This is a genomic window from Knoellia sp. S7-12 (assembly GCF_040518285.1).
Lineage (GTDB): Bacteria > Actinomycetota > Actinomycetes > Actinomycetales > Dermatophilaceae > Knoellia.
Genome location: NZ_CP155449.1, coordinates 2,976,042 through 2,995,221, shown reverse-complemented (window position 1 = coordinate 2,995,221; position 19,180 = coordinate 2,976,042). Strand labels below are relative to the sequence as shown.

Below are 19,180 nucleotides of genomic sequence, written 5' to 3'. Positions count from 1 at the left end.
GGGTGAAGATCCAGGAGCTCGACTTCGGCGAGACCCCCTGGGGTGCCATCAGCCTTCGCCGGCGCTTTGACCGCGTCACGGAGCGGGACGTGCACGAGGTCAAGCTCGGTGACGACTTCCTCATGTCCAGCCAATTCACCACTGGCGAGCGGGAATTGGCGCGGATCGGTCTCGCGGCCGTGACCGGTGCGTCGCTGACGGTCCTGGTGGGTGGGCTCGGACTCGGCTACACCGCGGCGACCGCTCTCGAGGACGACCGGGTCACCGGGCTGACCGTGGTCGAGGCCCTCGAAGCGGTCATCTCGTGGCACGAGCGCGACCTGCTGCCCGACACCGAAGGACTGGCCGCGGACCCGCGCGTGCGCCTGGTGCGCGACGACTTCTTCGACATGGTGCGTGCGGGTCGCGCCGATCGGACCTACGACGCGGTGCTGCTCGATATCGACCACGCACCCGACTGGCTGTTGCGCGACGACCACGGTGACCTCTACACGGTCGAGGGGTTCGCGCGGGTCGGCGCGATGCTCACCGACCACGGGGCCTTCGCCCTGTGGTCCGACGAGCCGCCCGAGCCCGAGGTGGTGCGGCGCATGGGCGAGGCGTTCGAACAGTCCGAAGCCCACGTGGTCGCGTTCCCCAATCCGCTGACCGGTGGGGAGTCGACCAACACCGTCTATCTGGCCGTCCGGCCGCGTCGCTAATCAGGCCACAGACAAGACCGGCGTATGCCGGGAACGTGAGTTCCCGGCATACCCGGCCCTTGTCGTTGGGTCAGAAATCGAAAAGGGTCACAGGCCCTTGTAGCGCTCCCACCACGTGAACGGCACGCGGTAGGACGTCGGGGTGTTGTCGGCCGCGTGGCTCGCGAGTCCGTTCTTGCCGATGAAGCAGTCGCAGACCTGGTCACGGGCGACGTGGCCACCGTCCTGCTGCCAGATGTCCGGGTCGCGGAGCTCCCCGCGGACTCCCCGCGACGGCAAGGTGAACGGGTGATGGGTAGGGCTGTGGGATCATGGGGGAAGGCGCGGGGACAGCGCCGTATCACCTGTGCCACCTAAGGAGTGACCGTGAAGGGTCGCGTGCTCGTCGTCGACGACGACCTCGCTCTGGCGGAGATGCTGGGCATCGTCCTGCGCAACGAGGGCTTGGAAGTCGATCACGTCGCCGACGGTTCGGGGGCGCTCGCCGCTTTCCGTGAGTCCCGTCCCGATGTCGTCCTCCTTGACGTCATGCTTCCCGGCATCGACGGACTTGAGGTATGCCGGCGCATCCGAGCCGAGTCTGGCGTGCCGATCGTGATGCTCACCGCTCGCACCGACACGATCGACGTCGTCGTCGGGCTTGAGTCCGGCGCCGACGACTACGTCGTCAAGCCGTTCAAGCCGCAGGAACTCATTGCCCGGGTCCGTGCCCGTCTGCGGCGCGGCGATGACGTCGAACCGGAGCGCCTCACCATCGGCGACCTCGTCATCGATGTCGCGGGCCACTCGGTCAAGCGCGAGGGCGAGTCCCTCAGCCTCACCCCGCTCGAGTTCGACCTCCTTGTCGCACTCGCTCGCAAGCCGTGGCAGGTCTTCACCCGAGAGGTGTTGCTCGAACAGGTGTGGGGCTATCGCCACGCCGGCGACACCCGCCTCGTGAACGTGCACGTCCAGCGGCTCCGCTCCAAGATCGAGAAGGACCCGGAGCGACCCGAGATCGTCGTCACGGTGCGTGGCGTGGGCTACCGGGCGGGCCCGGCCTGACCATGGCGGAGACGCCGACCATCACACCTCCCGGCGCCGGGTCGGCACCGCCCCCGACGTCGTCATCACCGACGTCGTCTTCATCCAGGTCATCGTCCTCACCCGCGTCGCCACCGTCGTCGTCCACGTCGGCGCCCACGTTGGCGGGACAGATCCAAGTGCTCGCCACAGGGGCGATGCGCGCCCTGCGGAACGTGGGCCGCACCGTGGTCTCAGTCGTCTCGGCGCTCATGCGAACCTGGCGTCGGTCACTCCAGTTCCGCGTCGTCACCACCACCGTCATCCTTGGTCTCGTCGTCGTCTCGCTGCTCGGGTCCTACCTCTACAACGAGATCGCGACAGGGCTGCAGAACGACCGCATCGAGACGAGTGAGCGCGAGGCCCGCGCCCTCACGGCCGACGTGCAGGCTCAGTGGGACAACACCACCGAGAAGACCGCCCCAGACCTCAACATCGCCGCGAGCGACATCATGAAGTCGAAGTTGACCCCGGCCGGTGGCGAAACCTCCCGCTACGTCGTCATGATTCGCGGCGTCAAGAACACCAACCCGCTCACCCTCAACTCCCTTTCGTCGGGTGACCTTGAACCGTCCTCGATCACCCAGGACATCCGGGAGAAGGTGGCCGCTGACCCGACCCACCAGCAAAACATGGTGAGCGACGTCATCATCAACCAGCAAAAGGTGCCGGCCGTCTTCGTCGGCAGCGGAGTCGAGATCCCGAGAGCCGGCCGCTACGACCTCTACTACGTCTATCCGATGACGCAGGAGATCAGGACGATGGGTCTGATCTCCACGGCGTTCGGCATCGCTGGACTCATCCTCACCGTTCTCGTCGGTGCCGTCGCCTGGGTCGTCACCCGGCAGGTCGTCTCGCCCGTGCGTCGTGCCGCCGAGGTCGCCGAGCGCCTCGCCTCGGGCAAACTCAATGAACGTATGCCGTCGCGCGGGGAGGACGACCTCGCTCTGCTCGGCACGTCGTTCAACGCGATGGCCGACAGCCTCCAGGCCCAGATCCGCCAGCTCGAGGGCCTGAGCCGCGTCCAGCAGCGCTTCGTCTCCGATGTCTCGCACGAGCTGCGAACCCCGCTCACGACGATCCGGATGGCCGGCGACCTCCTCTATGACTCCCGCACCGACTTCGACCCGGTCGTCGGGCGATCGGCCGAGCTCCTCCAGGGTGAACTCGATCGCTTCGAATCGTTGCTGTCCGACCTCCTGGAGATCAGCCGGTTCGACGCGGGCGCCGCGGCCCTCGACCTGGCCCCGGTCGATCTGCGCGGCACGGTGGAGGGAGTCGTAACTGCTGCCCTGCCCCTCGCGGACCGGCGCGGCTCGACCATCGAGATCGTCTCGTCCGGCCCGGTCTCGGCCGACGTCGACGAGCGCCGCGTCGAACGCATCCTGCGCAACCTCCTCGTCAACGCCATCGAGCACGGCGACGGCAAACCCGTCACCGTGCACCTGCGCGAGGGTGGCGGTGCCGTGGCCGTCGTGGTGGAAGACCACGGGGTCGGGCTGCGTCAGGGGGAGGCCTCGATGGTCTTCACTCGGTTCTGGCGCGCTGACCCTGCGCGCGCCCGCACCACGGGTGGCACGGGCCTCGGTCTGGCCATCGCCCTCGAGGACGCTCGCCTGCACCACGGATGGCTTCAGGCCTGGGGCGAGCCCGGAGCAGGATCTCGTTTCCGGCTCACCCTGCCCCAGCGCTCGGGTGAGTCCCTGACCGCTTCTCCGCTGGCCCTGTCGCCGGGGGAGCGGACATGAGACGCGCTCCCTGGGTCGTCATGCTCACGGTGGTCGCGGCGGCGCTCGCCGGGTGCGGCGGCAGTGTCGGCGCACACCGTGACGTGGAGCCCGGTCTCGAGGTGCGTGGCGGCGAGCTCGAGCCGGTGCGTGCGTACTTCCCGGGTCCGGCCGCCAAGGCGACCCAGCAACAGATCGTCTCCGGCTTCGTGCGAGCAGGGGCCGCGAGCGACGGCAACTACGAGACTGCCCGCAGCTACCTCACGCCGGAGGCGGGCAAGGTGTGGGTGCCCGAGGGCGAGATCGTCCTCACTTCGACGAGCACGCCACTCGTTGTGACGCCGCAGTCACCCAACACAGCAGTCCTCTCTGGTGGTGTCGAGGGGACCATCGACAAGGACGGTCGCTATGTCAACGCGGCGCCGTCCGCGGGCCGCCGAGTCGCCTTCGAGTTCACGAGAATCAACGACGAGTGGCGCATCAGCAGCCTCCCCAAGGACTTCGGTCGATGGATCACCACCTCCGACCTCGGCGACCTCCTCAAGCCCTACACGATCCACTACCTCGCCGCTGACCGCCGAGCCCTCGTGCCCGACCGCCGCTGGTTTCCACGAGACCACCTCGCGACGCGACTGGCGCGCGCCCAGCTCGCCGCACCCCCGGCATACCTTGCTGCCTCCGTGCGCAACGACATCCCGCGCGGCTCACGGCTCACTGCCGACTCCGTGACCGTCATCGACGGCATCGCGCGGGTCGAGATCACCGGCAGGGTACCCACCGACAAGGTGCAGCGCGAGAACGTCTGGGCCCAACTCGTCTCGACCCTGCTCCAGGCCCCCAACGTCCAGGCAGTGACGGTGCGGGTCGAGGACGTCACGCTCGAACTCCCGGGGGTCGACCTGCCGGTGAGCACCGTCGAGCAGGTGGGCTTCCCGACCACACCGACGGTGGCGCCAGGACGGCCTCTCGTGCGGCGCGGCGCCTCACTCTTCCTCCTCCCCAGCACGAGTGCGGTCGATGCCGATCCCAAGAAGTCCGGGCACGCCGACATTCCGGCTGAGTACCACTCGCTGGCGATGTCCGCCGACGGCACCGAACTGGCTGCCGTCGACCCCGACGGTCAGGGACTCTCGCGGTTCCGCGGCAAGCGTTATGAGATGCCGTTCTTCGGCATCGGAGTGGGGCGCCCTGCCTACGACACGCGCGGCTACCTCTGGGCTGGCGGCACCGGCATCGACGACGATTCCGAGCAGGCGCTGTGGACCTTCACCACGGCCGGGGACCCGGCCACGCAGCGGCAGCCGGCGGCCCAGCCCGTTGTCGCGGACTGGCTCAAGGGACGCAAGGTGCTCGAGGTCAAGCCCTCACCGGAGGGTGACAGGGTCCTCGTCCTCCACACCGCCGACAACGGTTCCGCGCCCCAGATCGACGTGGCGGGGGTGGTGCGCGGCCCGGCGGGAGACCCCCAACGGCTCGCGGAACCCCGGCGGCTGGGCACCAACCTCATCGAACCCGCAGGTCTCGTGTGGCTCTCGAACATCAGCGTGGGGACCCTTGCTCGTCGCGCTGGCGCGACGGAGCAACGACGCCCCTACGTCATCTCGATCGACGGCCAGGAGCAGTCCCTCGCTGAGCTTCCCAAGGGCGTCGCGATCACCTCGACCGGGGGCGAACGCGACATCCTCGTGACGACCTCGGACGGCAATGTGCTGAGCCGGGCCGGACAGCAGTGGATCTCGCTGGGTCGCGGCACCGACGTCACTGTCGCCGCCCGCTGACCGTCCACACGCTGACCGTCCACAGGGCGCGGGTCGCGGGGATTCTGTCCACAGGTGGCTCAGATGCGCTGGCATCGCAGCGCCCGTGCGCGACAGGGTCGGGTGGTGCTCTCCGATCTCGTCGACCTCGTTCTGCCGGCGTCGTGCGCGCTCTGCCACCGACCCGGCGGTCCACTCTGCCCCGGCTGCCGTCGCGTGGTGGAGGACTGTCTCCATCCTGCGCCGCGCATCGCGGTGCCGTCACCCTGCCCACCCGGTATGCCGCAGTGCTGGGTCACCGGGGAAGCGAGCGGAGCGCTGCGTGCCGTCGTCACGGCATACAAGGACGAACAGCGACGTGACCTGCGGCGACCGCTCGCGGCCTGGCTGACTCCTGCGCTGCGAACAGCGGTGGGAGACAGCGCTGTTGCGCGACGGGCACTGGTCGGGCGCGGGCTCATCATCGTGCCGGTGCCGGGTTCACCCCGTGCTCGTCGGCGGCGAGGTGAGGTGCCGCTCCGGCCTCTGGTCGCCTCGGCCGTGGCAGGCCTGGGCGGTCGCGCCGTCGTCGCCGACGTCATCGCCGCGACCCGGGTGACGCGTGATCAGTCCACGCTCGACGCGCGGGAGCGAGCGAGCAACCTGGCCGGCGCGATGATGGTGCGCGAGCGACACCTGCCGGCCCTGCGCGGCGCGGTCTGTGTCGTCGTCGACGACCTCGTGACGACCGGAGCCACCCTCGCCGAGGCGTCACGAGCACTGCGCGAGGCCGGGGCCGCCGAGGTGCTGGCCGCGGCGATCGGCGCGACTCGAAAGCGCGCGGATGCTGACAGGACATTGCCACGAGGTTCCCCTTGAAAGGGCCTGCTGACAGGTCTAACGTCGGTGCATGAGACGCATCCTCCCTTGGAGGTGGTGCCGCCGCCCCTAAGCCCTTCACTGGGCCGCTACCGGTAGAGCCAGGCACGCCAATCCTCAGGAGGACTAGTGGACATCGTCGTCACCGGACGTCACACAACCGTCTCGGACCGATTCAGGGAGCACATCGCGGAGAAGTTGGACAAGGTCCAGCAGCTCGCCCCGCGCACTCGCCGGATCGAAGTCGTCATCAGCCACGAAGCAAACCGCCGACAGGCCAAGGCCTGTGACCGCGTGGAGATCACGTGTCACATCAAGGGACCGGTCGTGCGCGCCGAGGCATGCCAGGAGGACAAGTACGCCGCCCTCGACGTGGCCCTCGAGAAACTCCTCGAACGTCTGCGTCGCAAGCACGACCGCACGGTGCGCCGCGGACGCCACGCCCAGGAGTCGGTTGCGAGCGCGACGGCTTTCGTCCCCGCCGAAACGGGTCCCGACGAAGCGGCAGAGTCCGATGACGACAGTGGACCCTTTGGTGACTCGCCGATCGAGGTGCGCGAGAAGGTCCACTCCTCAGCGCCCATGAGCCTCGAGCAGGCACTGCGCGAGATGGAACTCGTCGGTCACGACTTCTATCTCTTCCACGACACCGACACCGACAAGGCGAGCGTCGTCTATCGTCGCCGCGGCTGGTCCTACGGCGTCCTCCACCTCGACCTCAACGGGCAGGTGCCTCCCGCCACCAGCAACACCGACGAGATCCTTGAGGATCCCGGTCCTCCCATTCCTGCTTCAGTCTCGGAACGCGCTCAGGCGTCGTGACCACCTGTGTCGACGTGAGATCAGTGGCTCACCGACACGAGGTTCCGCGATAGGCGGACGGGGACGGGCGAGCCGTGTCACTATGACCGAGTGAGTCCGTCCCCCGCCGAACAGGGTTCGCGGGCCTCCGCATTGGGGGAGGCTCGTGACCGAATCCGTATTGTCATCGCTGATGACCATGACCTTTATCGTCGCGGCATGCAGGCCGTCATCGGCCTCGAGCCCGATCTCGAAATCGTCGCCGAAGCCGCATCCGGTGGCGAAGCCGTCGAAAAGTGCTTTGAGTTCGACCCCGATGTCGTCCTTCTCGATGTGCGCATGCCCGGCAACAGCGGGATCGAGGCCTGCACGGCCATCAAGGAGAAGGCGCCGCGCACCAAGATCCTGATCCTGACGGCGTCCGATGACGAGGCCGACCTCTTCGCAGCCATCAAGGCCGGCGCGAGCGGCTACCTCCTCAAGGACCTGCCGACCGAGCAGATCGCCCAGTCGGTGCGCATGGCGCACAGTGGTCAGTCGATGATCCCGCCGCACATGGCCAGCCAACTCATCGCCGAGTTCTCGCGCCTGAGCAACGAGCCGCCCAAGGACGCCACTCCCGGTCCCCGGCTCACCGAGCGTGAGCTCGAGGTGCTCGGGCTCGTGGCGCGGGGCAAGGCCAACAAGGAGATCGCGACGCAGCTGTTCATCAGCGAGAACACGGTCAAGAACCACGTCCGCAACATCCTCGAGAAGCTCCAGCTCCACTCGCGGGTCGAGGCAGCGCTCTATGCCATGCGTCGCAACCTCATCGAGCCCGAGGCCTGAGAATCCCGACGGATTGCGCACTAAGTTGGCATGGGTTTGTCAGTGGCGGCAACCATGATGGGGTCCATGCGACTCAGCACCGTGGCGGCCCGTCGGATCGCTCTCGCGGCCCAGGGCTTCGGGGTGTCCAGGCCCGAGCCGTGGGGGGCGACCTCTCGCCACGTCCAACGCGTCATCGACACGGTCGGCATCGTCCAGATCGACAGCGTCAACGTCGTCTCGCGCAGCCACTACCTGCCCTTCTTCTCGCGGCTTGGGCCGCACGACAGCGGGCTCGTCGACCGGGCCCGCGACCGTGCGCCGCGCCGCCTGGTGGAGTACTGGGCCCACGAGGCCTCACTCATCCCGCCGTCGACCTGGCCGCTGCTCGACTTCCGGATGCGCCGCGCGCACGACGAGTCCTGGGGTGGCATGCAGAGCGTCAAGCGCGAGCACCCCGAGCTCGTCGATGCCGTCCTCGCCGAGGTCGCGGCGCGCGGCCCACTCACGAGCCGTCAGCTCGAGACCGCCCTTGCTCACGACCTGCCGCGAGACCGTGAGCAGTGGGGCTGGAACTGGTCGCTGGTCAAGTCGGCTCTGGAGCACCTCTTCTGGGCCGGCGAGGTCAGCTCGGCCGGACGCACGACACAGTTCGAACGCCGCTATGCCGTGCCGTCACGCGTGCTGCCACCTCACCTTCGCCACGTGGCTGAGTCCCCTGAGGCCCGCCCGAGTGACGACAAGGCGTTCGTCGAGCTCATCCGCGTTGCGGCCCGGGCCCACGGTGTGGGGACCGAGCAGTGTCTGCGCGACTACTTCCGACTCAAGCCCGAACAGGCCCGTCCGGCCATCGAGGCCCTCGTGTCGGCAGGCGAGCTGGAACTGGTGACGATCGATGGGTGGAAGCGGCCGGCATACCTGCACCTGAGCGCACGGCGACCACGTCGGATCTCGGCGCGCGCGCTGCTGTCTCCGTTCGATTCTCTTGTCTGGCAGCGGGACCGGACGTCGGCGCTGTTCGGTTTCGACTACCGACTCGAGATCTATGTGCCGCAGGAGAAAAGGGTCTACGGCTACTACGTCCTGCCGTTCCTGCTCGGGGAGGACCTCGTGGCGCGCGTCGACCTCAAGGCCGACCGCGCAGGTGGGCGACTGCTCGCACGTCAGGTGACGTGGGAGCAGGGCCGCGGCAGTGTCGACGACGTGCGCGAGCTGCACGAGGAGCTCGGTGAGATGGCGTCATGGCTGGGGTTGGCCAACGTCGAGGTTGCCCGGTGAGTTGGGTTCCACGGCTTCCCACCTGGCGTATGCCGTCCGGTCCGGCGGGCGCGATCACGGACGTTCCCGGGGTGCGCGTCGGGCACGCGAGCGTCGTGGACGCGTCCCGGGGCGTGGCGACCGGAGTGACTGTGGTCGTTCCGCCTGATGTCGAGTCACGTCCACTGCCCGCGGCAGGCCACGTCATCAACGGCTACGGCAAGTCCGCGGGGCTGATCCAGATCGGCGAGCTCGGCACCCTCGAGTCCGTGATTGCCTTCTCGAGCGTGTTTGCCGCGCCCGGCGTCCAGTCAGCTCTGCTGCGCCGGCGTCTCGCCCAGGAACCCGACGTGGGCGGGGCCCCGACCGGGCGTTCGGTGAACCTCGTCGTCCTCGAGTGCAACGATGCCTTCGTCAACGACCCCCGCGAGCACACCTGTGGTGAGGGCGAACTCGCGGCGGCACTCGACGCGGCGAGCGAGGGTCCGGTTGCCGAGGGGACGGTCGGTGCGGGGACGGGCATGAGCACGTTCGGGATGGCCGGTGGGTTCGGCACGGCGTCCCGCATGTTCGAGACAGGAGAGGGCACGCACCACCTGGGCGTCGCGCTCGTGAGCAACTTCGGTGTGTGGGGCGACCTCACCGTCGGTGGTCAGCCGGTTCAGCTGCAGGCCGGGCTGCCGACCGAGTTGGCTGACAGCGATCCGGCGCATTCCGAGGTGGCAGACGCCGGGACGGCTGACGCCGAGTCTGCCGGGTCGGTGGTCATCGTCGTGGCAACCGACGCACCCCTCGACAGTGCCGCCCTGCGACGGGTCGCGGTGAGAGCCCAGAACGGACTGGCCCGCACCGGCTGCGTGACGTCTCACCGCAGTGGCGAGCTCGTGCTCGCCTTCAGCGCCACCACGAAGCCCGTGAACGACCCAGACGTCGCGCTCCTCAACAGTGCCTTCCGCGCCGTCGCCGAAGCCGTCGAGGAAGCCGTCCTCAGCGGGCTTGCCCACGCCGATCCGGTTGTCGGGCGCGAGGGCCGGCGCCTCCCGGTCCTGCGTGAAGTCACCCGCGCCCGGCTCCAGGTCAACCCATAGGACGGTGGGGACAATGAACGTTCACTGTCCCCAACGCTCCTATTGGGTGGGTTCGGGGCGGAGGAGTTCCCAGTGGTCGGCGGGGCCGACTGAACCATCCGGTGCCTCGGCGGCCGCCTCGTGCCCCCAGCGGGTGAAGCCGACTGACTCGAGGATCGCGTTGCTCGCGGCGTTGTCGGCAGCGGTCTCGGCGACGAGCCGCCGCAACCCGAGGCCACCGTCCTGCTTGGAGGCAAAGGCGTGCCCCACGGCGAGGCGAGCGGCAAGGCGCGCCGCGCCTCGACCCCGCGCCCGCGGATAGAGGAAGTAGCCGAGCTCGGCCGTGTCACCGTCGGCAAGCGCGCCAGCGTGGACGAAGACGAGTGCCTCTCCCAGCGCGACGTCGGTCTCGGCGTCGGCGATGCACCAGTTGGATCCCACCCCGCGAGCCATGTTGAGACGCCGGCGGATGAGCCAGTCGCCCCACGAGTCGGTTGTGGGGACGGCCCGAGCCGGGATGAAGTGCGGCTGGTGGCGCGGCTCGTCGACCGTCTCCACGTCGGTGTCGCGCCACTGCCGCAGTCGGATCCCGTCCGCCTCGAGGACCGGGGGAGTGATCCACGCGGCGCGCGGTTCCATCGCGTCGTCGCGACCGAGAGTGGCGAACCAGGTGTCCACCAGGACACCGTCGCCGTCAGGCACGTGCTCGGGCAGGGTGGTGATGAACTCGAAACCCGCTGCCCGGGCGACCGCCCACGAGGCGAAGTTGCCGCGGTTCGCATACCAGTCGACCCGTTTGCCGCCGGCGTCGAACCAGTACTGGTTGACCAGCTTCACGGCGCGCGCCATGAGGCCACGCCCTCGGCCCTGCGGGTGGAGGCCGAAGCCGAGTTCGGCCCGGCCGGCTGCCCTCGGGCGCAGGTCGATCGAGCCGAGGAAAAGGCCCTGTGCATCGGCGACCTCTTCGATCGCCCAGCCCTGGGCACCGCCCTCGTCCCAACCCTTGGCGAGTTCCCCGATCCACTCGCGCCCCATGTCGGCGGTGTAGTCCCGGGGGACCTGGGTCCACAGCAGGCTCTCGGGGTCGGTGCACTGCTCGACGATGCGATCGACGTCGTGCTCGCTGTGTGCGCGAAGGCGCACGACACCATCGGTGAGGATCGGGACGGATTCCGGGAACGGCATACCCGAATGTCACCACGGAAAGTCCAGCTCTTGGAACCGAATTAACCGACCCCTTCGTTGGAGCCGATTGGAGTGCCGCGTCAGGTGTGGCCCGTCCCTACGGCTCGACTACCCTTGGCAGGTCTCGTCGAGTGTCAACGAGGCAAGCCGAGCGAGACAAATTGGCAAATGAGGAGTTCTACCCGTGGTGAAGATCGTCGAGAAGCTGCTGCGCGCCGGTGAAGGCCGGATCGTCAAGAAGCTCGAGAACGTCGCCGACCAGATCAATGCGATCGAAGAGGACTTCGTCGCGATGAGCGACGAGGACCTGCGCGGCGAGACCGAGAAGTTCCGCGCTCGGTTGGCCGACGGCGAGACCCTGGACGACATCCTCCCGGAGGCGTTCGCCGCCGTCCGTGAGGCCGGTAGGCGCACCCTCAACAAGCGGCACTTCGACGTGCAGCTCATGGGTGGCGCGGCCCTGCACATGGGCAACGTCGCCGAGATGAAGACCGGTGAGGGCAAGACTCTCGTCGCGACCCTGCCTTCCTACCTCAACGCCATCGAGGGCAAGGGCGTCCACGTCATCACGGTCAACGACTACCTGGCCGAGTACCAGGCCGAGCTCATGGGCCGCGTCCACCGCGCCCTCGGCCTCGAGACCGGTTGCATCCTGGCCAACATGACGCCGGACCAGCGCCGCGCGGAGTATGCCAAGGACATCACCTACGGCACCAACAACGAGTTCGGCTTCGACTACCTGCGCGACAACATGGCATGGTCGACCGACGAGCTGGTCCAGCGCGGCCACAACTTCGCGATCGTCGACGAGGTCGACTCGATCCTCATCGATGAGGCCCGCACGCCGCTCATCATCTCCGGCCCCGCGGACCAGCCGACCAAGTGGTACGGCGAGTTCTCCAAGGCCGTCCAGCACCTCGAGCGCGGTGAAGGTGCTGACCAGATGCGTGGCATCGAGGCCCGCGGCGACTACGAGGTCGACGAGAAGAAGAAGACCGTCGGTGTCCTCGAGCCCGGCATCGAGAAGATCGAGGACTACCTCGGCATCGAGAACCTCTACGAGTCCTCGAACACCCCCCTGATCGGCTACCTCAACAACGCGATCAAGGCCAAGGAGCTCTTCACCCGCGACAAGGACTACGTCGTCATGGACGGTGAGGTGCTCATCGTCGACGAGCACACCGGCCGCATCCTCAAGGGTCGCCGCTACAACGAGGGCATGCACCAGGCCATCGAGGCGAAAGAGGGCGTGACGATCCAGAACGAGAACCAGACTCTCGCGACGATCACCCTCCAGAACTACTTCCGCATGTACGACAAGCTCTCGGGCATGACTGGTACGGCCATGACCGAGGCCGCCGAGCTCAACTCGATCTACAAGCTCGGCGTCGTGCCGATCCGCACCAACCGCCCGATGATCCGTGAGGACCAGGCAGACCTCGTCTATCGCACCGAAGAGGCGAAGTATGCCGCGGTCGTCGATGACATCGCCGAGCGCCACGAGAACGGTCAGCCGGTCCTCGTCGGAACCGTGAGCGTCGAGAAGAGTGAGCTCCTCTCGGAGCAGTTGCGTCGTCGCGGCATCAAGCACGAGGTCCTCAACGCCAAGCACCACGAGCGTGAGGCGAGCATCGTCGCCGACGCCGGTCGCAAGGGCGCCGTCACCGTCGCCACCAACATGGCCGGTCGAGGCACCGACATCATGCTCGGTGGCAACCCCGAGTTCATGGCCGTCACCGCCCTCAAGGACAAGGGCCTCGATCCCGTCGAGACCCCGGACGAGTACGAAGCCGCCTGGGACGCCGCCCTCGAGGCTGCCGAGGCCGAGGTCAAGGCCGAGCACGAAGTTGTCACCGAGACCGGTGGTCTCTATGTCCTGGGCACGGAGCGGCACGAGTCGCGCCGCATCGACAACCAGCTGCGGGGTCGTTCCGGTCGTCAGGGTGACCCGGGCGAGTCCCGCTTCTACTTGTCGCTCCAGGATCACCTCATGCGGCTGTTCAACGCCGGCATGGTCGAGCGGGTCATGAGCACCGCGGGGATGGAGGACGACACCCCCATCGAGTCCAAGATGGTCTCGCGCTCCATCGCGTCGGCCCAGAGCCAGGTCGAGGCGCAGAACTTCGAGATCCGCAAGAACGTCCTGAAGTACGACGACGTTCTCAACCGCCAGCGCACCGTCATCTATGACGAGCGCCGTCGCGTTCTCGACGGCGAGGACCTGCACGAACAGATGCGGTTCTTCGTCAACGACGTCGTGGGCGGATACGTCGACTCCGAGACCGCCGCAGGGTTCGCGGAGGACTGGGACTTCGACCGGCTGTGGACTGCGCTCAAGGCGCTCTACCCCGTCTCCCTCACCCAGGACCAGGTCATCGAGGCCGCTGGTGGCCGCTCCGGTCTGCGCAACGAGTCGCTCAAGGAAGAGCTCCTGTCCGACGCCCACAACGCCTACGACGCGCGCGAGGAGCTCCTCGGCAGCGAGGTCATGCGTGAGGTCGAGCGTCGGGTCATGCTGTCGGTCCTTGACCGCAAGTGGCGTGAGCACCTCTACGAGATGGACTACCTGCAGGAGGGCATCGGCCTGCGTGCGATGGCCCAGCGCGACCCGCTCGTCGAGTACCAGCGCGAGGGCTTCCAGCTCTGGGAGGCCATGAACGAGTCGGTCAAGGAAGAGGCCGTCGGGCTGCTCTTCCACGTCGACGTCCAGGTCGACCAGCCCGCCCCCGAGGTCGCGGCAGCACCGCAGCACGTGTCCGACATGTTCGGTGGTCTCGGTGGGGCCGACGGGACGGCGGACACGCTGGCCGCCGAGCAGCCTCATGTCGAGGTGGCCGGTGTCGGTCTCGAACGTCCGCGTCAGCCCGCCCAGTTGCACTACACGGCGCCGTCGGAGACGGGCGAGGTCGAAGAGCGGGACGTCGTGTCACGCGCTGGCAGCAACGGCGACTCTGGGAGTGATGGCGGCCGCGATGGCCTGAGCGCCGACGTGCTCGCGAACACGCCCAAGAACGCGTCGTGCCCTTGTGGCTCTGGCAAGAAGTTCAAGATGTGCCACGGAAAGAGCGACTGACCCGCTGAACTCGTTGGTCTGATTGCGAAATAGTGCGGCGCACGCTCAGTTGCTCCTTCGTCGCAAACGCGCGCACCGCACTATTTCGCAATCACTCGCTCACACTTCGGGCTCAGCGGTGACTGCAGAAGTCGCCACGAGTCTGTCTTGATCAGCCGATCTGAAGTGCTTCGACGCGCCAGCGTCCGTCCTGACCGCTCAGGCGCAGCGCCATGGCTCGCACGCGCGCACCTTCGCTGACGACGACGCTGCACTCGGCGACGCCGTCAGCGGGTTCGCTGACGTGGACCGAGCGCACGACCGCCCGCTGCGCCACGGCACGTGACCTGGCTGCGCGTCGGCGAGCGGCGAGGGCTCCGCGGCGGGCGATCACGGCATACACCTGAGGGGTCGTCCATCGGACGACCTGTGGCGCGGGCCGCAGGCCCGACATCACCTCGACGATGGCCTGCGCGATCTGGCCGGCCCACGGGCCCGGCTCCGGGAGGTCTGCTCGGGAGGTGCTCTGCGGTCCGAAGAGCTGCGCGTCGCTTGCATGTGCGAGGTCGACGGCGAGCGAGTCCTGGATGTATGCCGGGTGGCCGAGCTCGTCGACCGACCGGCGCATCGCCTCGGCCAAGGGGATCGCCGGAGGTCGCTGGGTCGCCGGCGAGAGAACCTTGACCGACCGCAAGTGGGAGATCGTCGTGGGGCTCATCGGTTCACGCTCGCTGTCTGGTCGGCGCCGGGAATGCGCAGGATCTGCCCGGGAAGGATGTGGTCGGGATCGTCGCCGATGAGGCCACGGTTGAGGTCGAACCACCGCGGCCACGCCTGGGCGATCTCTGCATCGGAGGCCTGCGCGCCCAGGTGACGGGCGGCAATCGACCACAGCGTGTCGCCACGGTGGACGACGATCTCGCGGTCAGGGGTCGGGTTCACGCGTCCGCCGAGGAGGCCGGGGTCGGCCTGGGGGCGCACACGCGGAGCGGCTGGGGTGAAGCCGGGTGCCGCGGGCTCGGACGCAAAGCCCGGGTTGGGCGCGGCGGCCGTGAACCCCGCAGTTGCCGGTGCGATCGGTGCGGGGGAGAAGTCGGGTCCGGACGTAGCGGGCCCGAACCCCGGGTCGAGCTCGGGGAGGTCGGGGGCCGAGTGAGCGGGCGCGAAGCCGGGATCAGGGACCGACGAGGCTGTGAGGGACGAACCTGTGACTGACGAGGCTGTCACCGCACCGCGAGGACTGGCGACGGCCTGCGTCGGACCTCCGGCGACACCCACGCCGACACCGAGCACGAACGCGGCGATCCGCCGGGCGAGGGCGGGAGTGAGCCGATCGGCCCAGACCTGCGCGACCCGTCCGACGCGGCCGGGAACGTGCGCGAGAACCTCGAGCGCCGTCCCGAGGACGAGCCAGGCCGCGATGGCCACAGCGAGGGACGCGGCGGCGAGGGCGAGCAGCTCGTCAGCAGCCGCAGGTCCGGGAGCAGTGACGTTGGCCCGGGCCGCGATCCACGCCACGGCGAGGATCCACGCTGCCGCCAGCCCGACGACGAGCGAGACCACGGTGACTGCGACGAAGCGCACCACGACGAGAGCTCGAGAGGCGCCTTTGTGTCGTTTGATGTCGTTTGCGTCGATTTGCATACGGATGACGATATTTCATGTTGCTTGTGGATGCAACAGGAATCGCAGAAGGCGGGGGCTCTACGCTCCGACCATGCGGTGGGACCAGCTCTTTGATGACCTCGAGGCACAGCTTGGCGCGGAGGAACGGCGTGAGCGAGACTCCGAGGTGGCCGATCGAACGCGTCGCGAGCGGGCCAGCGTCGAGCTGGGCGCACGCCTCGCGGCGGCGGCCGGCTCCGCCCTGCGACTTCGGTTGCTCGCGGGTGTGCAGGTCCAGGGCGAGCTGCTCGACCTCGGCGAGGACTGGTTGCTGGTGCAGCTCGAGAACGGGCGGCAGGCAGTGGTTCCGCTGCGTGCGGTCACGGGGGTCGTCGGCCTGCCAGCACGTGCCTTGAGCGCACGGACGGCAAGACGGTTCGCATTGGGCTATGCGCTGCGGGGGCTCTCGCGCGATCGGGCCGCAGTGGCCGTGACCGACACGAGTGGTCAGGTGCTCACGGGCACGATCGACGTCGTCGGAGCGGATTCACTCGACCTGGCCGAGCACGCGCTGGGCGACAGTCGTCGACCCGAGAATCTCCGAGGTCGTCACACGGTGCCCTTCTGGGCGGTCATGCTCGTGGAGGCGCGCTGACCGGACCCGCGGTGGGTCAGCGGGGAGCGGTCAGGACTCGCCCTGGGTGCGGACGAAGTCGCGCGTCTGGGAGTACATCCGTTCGATGTATTCCTCGAGCGCCGTGGTCTCGACTCGCCACTGACCGCGGCCGCCGACCTTGATCGCGGCGAGGTCTCCGGAGCGCACGAGCGCGTAAGCCTGCGCCGAGGAGATGTCGAGGATCTCGGACACCTCGGTGAGCGCAATGAACCTCTTGGCCACGGGCTGGCTCCTCTCTTCGTCTGCGCCTCACAGTCTGCCACGAGAGGCTGGGCCAGCCGCCGGACTTGTCCACAGGTCCACGCCCACGGGTGAGGTTGTCCACAGGGGTGGGGTCTTCGCGCGCGCAGACTCGTCGTTGTGGGTCACACTTTCCTCGGGGGATGAGCGCGGCGATCCCTCGACGATGTCCGGCCGCCAGTTCTCACGACACGGAGCACCCCCGATGAGTGACCTGCCCACACCCACCGCTCGGAGACTGCGCAAGCCGTCGTGGCGCGACAGCCGACTCCTCATCGGCGTGCTCCTCGTCCTCGCCTCGACTGCCATCGGCGCCTATGTCATGAGCCGCGCCGACGACCGTGTGCCGATGTATGCCGCGAAGGCAGGGCTCATGGCCGGCCAGCCGCTCACCGCCGAGGACGTCGTCCGCGTCGACGCCCAGCTTGGCGACGCCGGGCGCGACTACCTCAGCGCCGAAGGCGGGCTACCTGCGCAGTTCTTCGTGCTGCGAGAGGTCCGGGCCGGCGAGATCATCCCGCAGAGCGCCGTCGGGCCGCGCGACAGGGCCACGGCCCAGCCCGTCACCCTCCAGGTCGATGCGACCTCAGCCTCCACGCTCCAGGCCGGGTCGGTGGTCGACGTCTATGTCAACCGCCCGGCGGCGCCGGTCAAGGGGGCGGTCGGGTCCGCAGAATTCGCCGGACCCAACCTCGCCCTCGAAGCCGTCACCGTGGTGGGCCTCTCGACCGACGACAACGTCATGGGTGGGGCAGGTGACACCCGGCCCGTCCAGGTGATGGTTCCCAAGGACAAGGTGCAGGAGCTCGTCGGCGACGTCGACCTCGGCGCCAAGATCACCCTCGTGGCCGTCCCGGGCGCGGTGGCGCCCAAGGCGTCATGACGACCGCCGTCATCACCGGGGTCTCACACCATCAGGAGCAGCAGCTCGTCACGACCGTCGAAGCCGCCTCCGGTGTGAGCGTCGTGCGCCGGTGCGCTGATGTCGCCGAGCTCATGTCGACCGGTGCCTCCGGTATCGCCGACGTCGCGATCGTGTCGGCCGACTTCCGCGGGCTCGACCGAGATGCCCTGCGTCACCTCGCCGGTCACGGCGTGCGCGTCGCGGCGTTCGTCGCGACGGGTGATGACGCGGGCGAGGCGCGTCTGCGGCAATTGGGCGTCAACACACTCATCCGCCCAGGAGCCAGCCCAGACGAGTTGGCCCGCATCGTCGTTGAACTGACTGAGGGTGGCGGGCGACCGACGGCCGGATCGGCCCCAGGTGCTGTCCCTCACGCGAGCGGCGCGACCACGGTCACCGACGCCGATCTGGCGCGCTGGCTCGAGGATCCTGCTGCGGCTCCGGCTCCGCGCACACCAGGGGATGGACCCGCCGCGCCCCTCAACACCTCTCGCAGCGGTGGTGCTGGCGGCGCTGTCAACGGTGGCGCCAGCGATGGCGTCGGCTCAGCGACCACCATCAGCATGAACGAGGCCGATGACACCGACACAGGTGAACTGGGGCGCGCCCGCATCACCGCCGTCTGGGGGCCCACCGGTGCCCCAGGGCGCACGACGATCGCCGTGACCCTGGCCGCCGATCTCGCCTCCCGCGGCGTCCGCACGCTCCTCATCGACCTCGACACATGGGGCGCCAGCGTCGCCCAGGCTCTGGCCCTCATCGACGAGGCACCAGGAGTGGCGGCCGCCGCCCGCGCCTCGGAGCAAGGGACGCTCGACCGGGCCTCGCTCTCCCGAGTGGCACCCGAGGTGAGTTCAGGACTTCGCGTACTGACCGGCATACCCAAGCCTGAGAGGTGGCCCGAGTTGCGCGCCGCGGCCGTCGAGGACGTCCTCGAGAAGTCGCGGGGTCTTGTCGACCACGTCGTGGTCGACTGCGGGTTCTCGATCGAGGACGACGAGGAGCTGAGCTATGACACGGCGGCCCCACGCCGCAACGCGACGACGCTCACCGCCCTCGAGGCCAGCGACAGTCTCGTGGTCGTCGGCGGTGCGGACCCCATTGGCCTGCAGCGTCTTGTTCGCGCTGTCCAGGACGTCGGAGTCGTGCCCTCGCCCGAGCCGATCATCGTCGTCAACAAGGTGCGGGCGTCGGCCACCGGCGCCAAGCCCGAGAAGGCGATCGCCGACGTGCTCGGCCGGTTCGCCGGACTCGAGGCACCTCTCTTCGTGCCGTGGGCGCCCGACGAGTGCGACGCCGCCCTCCTCACCGGCCGCAGCCTCGTCGAGTCAGCACCGGCGGCGCCGGTGGCGCGAGCCGTTGCCCGGATCGTCGACGTCGTGCGCCCCGATCTCGCCCCCGCGCCGGAGACACGTGTCGGCCGTGCCAGGGCGCGCACCCATTTCGGACGAGGATCACGTTGATCAGGCGAGCGTTCCGTC

The 19,180-nt window shown here is 68.6% G+C and carries 19 protein-coding genes; 13 read left to right on the top strand and 6 right to left on the bottom strand.

Annotated elements, in window-relative coordinates; genetic code table 11:
* The first annotated feature begins 2 nt into the window (after positions 1-2).
* Entirely contained in the window at positions 3-701 is a 699-nt protein-coding gene (locus tag V6K52_RS14425; RefSeq protein ID WP_353950808.1) for a spermidine synthase, read from the top strand.
* An 87-nt stretch (positions 702-788) separates the two neighbouring features.
* On the opposite strand, the gene V6K52_RS14420 is transcribed toward V6K52_RS14425, so the two are convergent.
* Positions 789-980 carry a hypothetical protein gene (locus tag V6K52_RS14420; RefSeq protein ID WP_353950807.1) on the bottom strand — a complete coding sequence of 64 codons (192 nt, stop codon included), beginning with the start codon at positions 978-980 and terminating at the stop codon, positions 789-791.
* 87 nt (positions 981-1,067) lie between these two features.
* Between V6K52_RS14420 and mtrA the strand changes: the two genes are divergently transcribed.
* Complete coding sequence (gene mtrA, locus V6K52_RS14415; protein WP_353950806.1) at positions 1,068-1,745, top strand: MtrAB system response regulator MtrA; 678 nt, start codon at positions 1,068-1,070, stop codon at positions 1,743-1,745.
* On the opposite strand, the gene V6K52_RS14410 is transcribed toward mtrA, so the two are convergent.
* The gene (locus V6K52_RS14410) at positions 1,705-1,977 is read right to left on the bottom strand and encodes a hypothetical protein (RefSeq protein ID WP_353950805.1); all 273 of its coding nucleotides are present in this window, start codon (positions 1,975-1,977) and stop codon (positions 1,705-1,707) included. The genes mtrA and V6K52_RS14410 overlap by 41 nt on opposite strands.
* Between V6K52_RS14410 and mtrB the strand changes: the two genes are divergently transcribed.
* The 7 genes from mtrB (at position 1,976) to V6K52_RS14375 (ending at position 10,058) form a co-directional block, all read left to right on the top strand.
* Positions 1,976-3,511, top strand: a complete 1,536-nt coding sequence (mtrB, locus tag V6K52_RS14405; RefSeq protein ID WP_353950804.1) for an MtrAB system histidine kinase MtrB — start codon at positions 1,976-1,978, stop codon at positions 3,509-3,511. The two genes, V6K52_RS14410 and mtrB, sit on opposite strands and share 2 nt — an antisense overlap.
* Positions 3,508-5,268, top strand: a complete 1,761-nt coding sequence (locus V6K52_RS14400) for a GerMN domain-containing protein (RefSeq protein WP_353950803.1) — start codon at positions 3,508-3,510, stop codon at positions 5,266-5,268. Before mtrB ends, V6K52_RS14400 begins: the two co-directional genes overlap by 4 nt.
* Positions 5,269-5,331: 63 nt before the next feature.
* A complete protein-coding gene (locus tag V6K52_RS14395) occupies positions 5,332-6,105 on the top strand; it encodes a phosphoribosyltransferase family protein (RefSeq protein WP_353950802.1) in 774 nt (257 codons plus the stop codon).
* A gap of 129 nt (positions 6,106-6,234) precedes the next feature.
* A complete protein-coding gene (raiA, locus tag V6K52_RS14390; RefSeq protein ID WP_353950801.1) occupies positions 6,235-6,927 on the top strand; it encodes a ribosome-associated translation inhibitor RaiA in 693 nt (230 codons plus the stop codon).
* A 90-nt stretch (positions 6,928-7,017) separates the two neighbouring features.
* Complete coding sequence (locus tag V6K52_RS14385) at positions 7,018-7,734, top strand: response regulator transcription factor (RefSeq protein WP_353950800.1); 717 nt, start codon at positions 7,018-7,020, stop codon at positions 7,732-7,734.
* Between the two features lie 66 nt (positions 7,735-7,800).
* Positions 7,801-8,991 carry a crosslink repair DNA glycosylase YcaQ family protein gene (locus tag V6K52_RS14380; protein ID WP_353950799.1) on the top strand — a complete coding sequence of 397 codons (1,191 nt, stop codon included), beginning with the start codon at positions 7,801-7,803 and terminating at the stop codon, positions 8,989-8,991.
* Entirely contained in the window at positions 8,988-10,058 is a 1,071-nt protein-coding gene (locus V6K52_RS14375) for a P1 family peptidase (protein ID WP_353950798.1), read from the top strand. Before V6K52_RS14380 ends, V6K52_RS14375 begins: the two co-directional genes overlap by 4 nt.
* Before the next feature lie 39 nt (positions 10,059-10,097).
* On the opposite strand, the gene V6K52_RS14370 is transcribed toward V6K52_RS14375, so the two are convergent.
* Positions 10,098-11,222, bottom strand: coding sequence for a GNAT family N-acetyltransferase (locus tag V6K52_RS14370; protein ID WP_353950797.1), 1,125 nt, complete (start codon positions 11,220-11,222; stop codon positions 10,098-10,100).
* Between the two features lie 184 nt (positions 11,223-11,406).
* On the opposite strand from V6K52_RS14370, the gene secA reads away from it, so the two are divergent.
* A complete protein-coding gene (secA, locus tag V6K52_RS14365; RefSeq protein WP_353950796.1) occupies positions 11,407-14,295 on the top strand; it encodes a preprotein translocase subunit SecA in 2,889 nt (962 codons plus the stop codon).
* A 151-nt stretch (positions 14,296-14,446) separates the two neighbouring features.
* On the opposite strand, the gene V6K52_RS14360 is transcribed toward secA, so the two are convergent.
* Together V6K52_RS14360 and V6K52_RS14355 are read right to left on the bottom strand one after the other, a co-directional pair.
* Positions 14,447-14,992, bottom strand: a complete 546-nt coding sequence (locus V6K52_RS14360; RefSeq protein WP_353950795.1) for an Rv3235 family protein — start codon at positions 14,990-14,992, stop codon at positions 14,447-14,449.
* Positions 14,989-15,918: a LysM peptidoglycan-binding domain-containing protein gene (locus tag V6K52_RS14355; protein ID WP_353950794.1), complete on the bottom strand. Its 930-nt coding sequence runs from the start codon at positions 15,916-15,918 to the stop codon at positions 14,989-14,991. Before V6K52_RS14355 ends, V6K52_RS14360 begins: the two co-directional genes overlap by 4 nt.
* A gap of 73 nt (positions 15,919-15,991) precedes the next feature.
* Here V6K52_RS14355 and V6K52_RS14350 point away from each other — a divergent pair, with 73 nt between their 5' ends.
* Positions 15,992-16,534: a hypothetical protein gene (locus V6K52_RS14350; protein WP_353950793.1), complete on the top strand. Its 543-nt coding sequence runs from the start codon at positions 15,992-15,994 to the stop codon at positions 16,532-16,534.
* 30 nt (positions 16,535-16,564) lie between these two features.
* Here the strand turns inward: V6K52_RS14350 and V6K52_RS14345 are convergent, their stop codons facing one another.
* Positions 16,565-16,777: a helix-turn-helix domain-containing protein gene (locus tag V6K52_RS14345; RefSeq protein ID WP_353950792.1), complete on the bottom strand. Its 213-nt coding sequence runs from the start codon at positions 16,775-16,777 to the stop codon at positions 16,565-16,567.
* A gap of 223 nt (positions 16,778-17,000) precedes the next feature.
* Between V6K52_RS14345 and V6K52_RS14340 the strand changes: the two genes are divergently transcribed.
* Together V6K52_RS14340 and V6K52_RS14335 are read left to right on the top strand one after the other, a co-directional pair.
* Positions 17,001-17,678, top strand: a complete 678-nt coding sequence (locus V6K52_RS14340) for a hypothetical protein (RefSeq protein ID WP_353950791.1) — start codon at positions 17,001-17,003, stop codon at positions 17,676-17,678.
* Positions 17,675-19,162 carry a hypothetical protein gene (locus V6K52_RS14335; protein WP_353950790.1) on the top strand — a complete coding sequence of 496 codons (1,488 nt, stop codon included), beginning with the start codon at positions 17,675-17,677 and terminating at the stop codon, positions 19,160-19,162. The genes V6K52_RS14340 and V6K52_RS14335 overlap by 4 nt, the downstream gene beginning before the upstream one ends.
* The last annotated feature ends 18 nt before the right edge of the window (positions 19,163-19,180 follow it).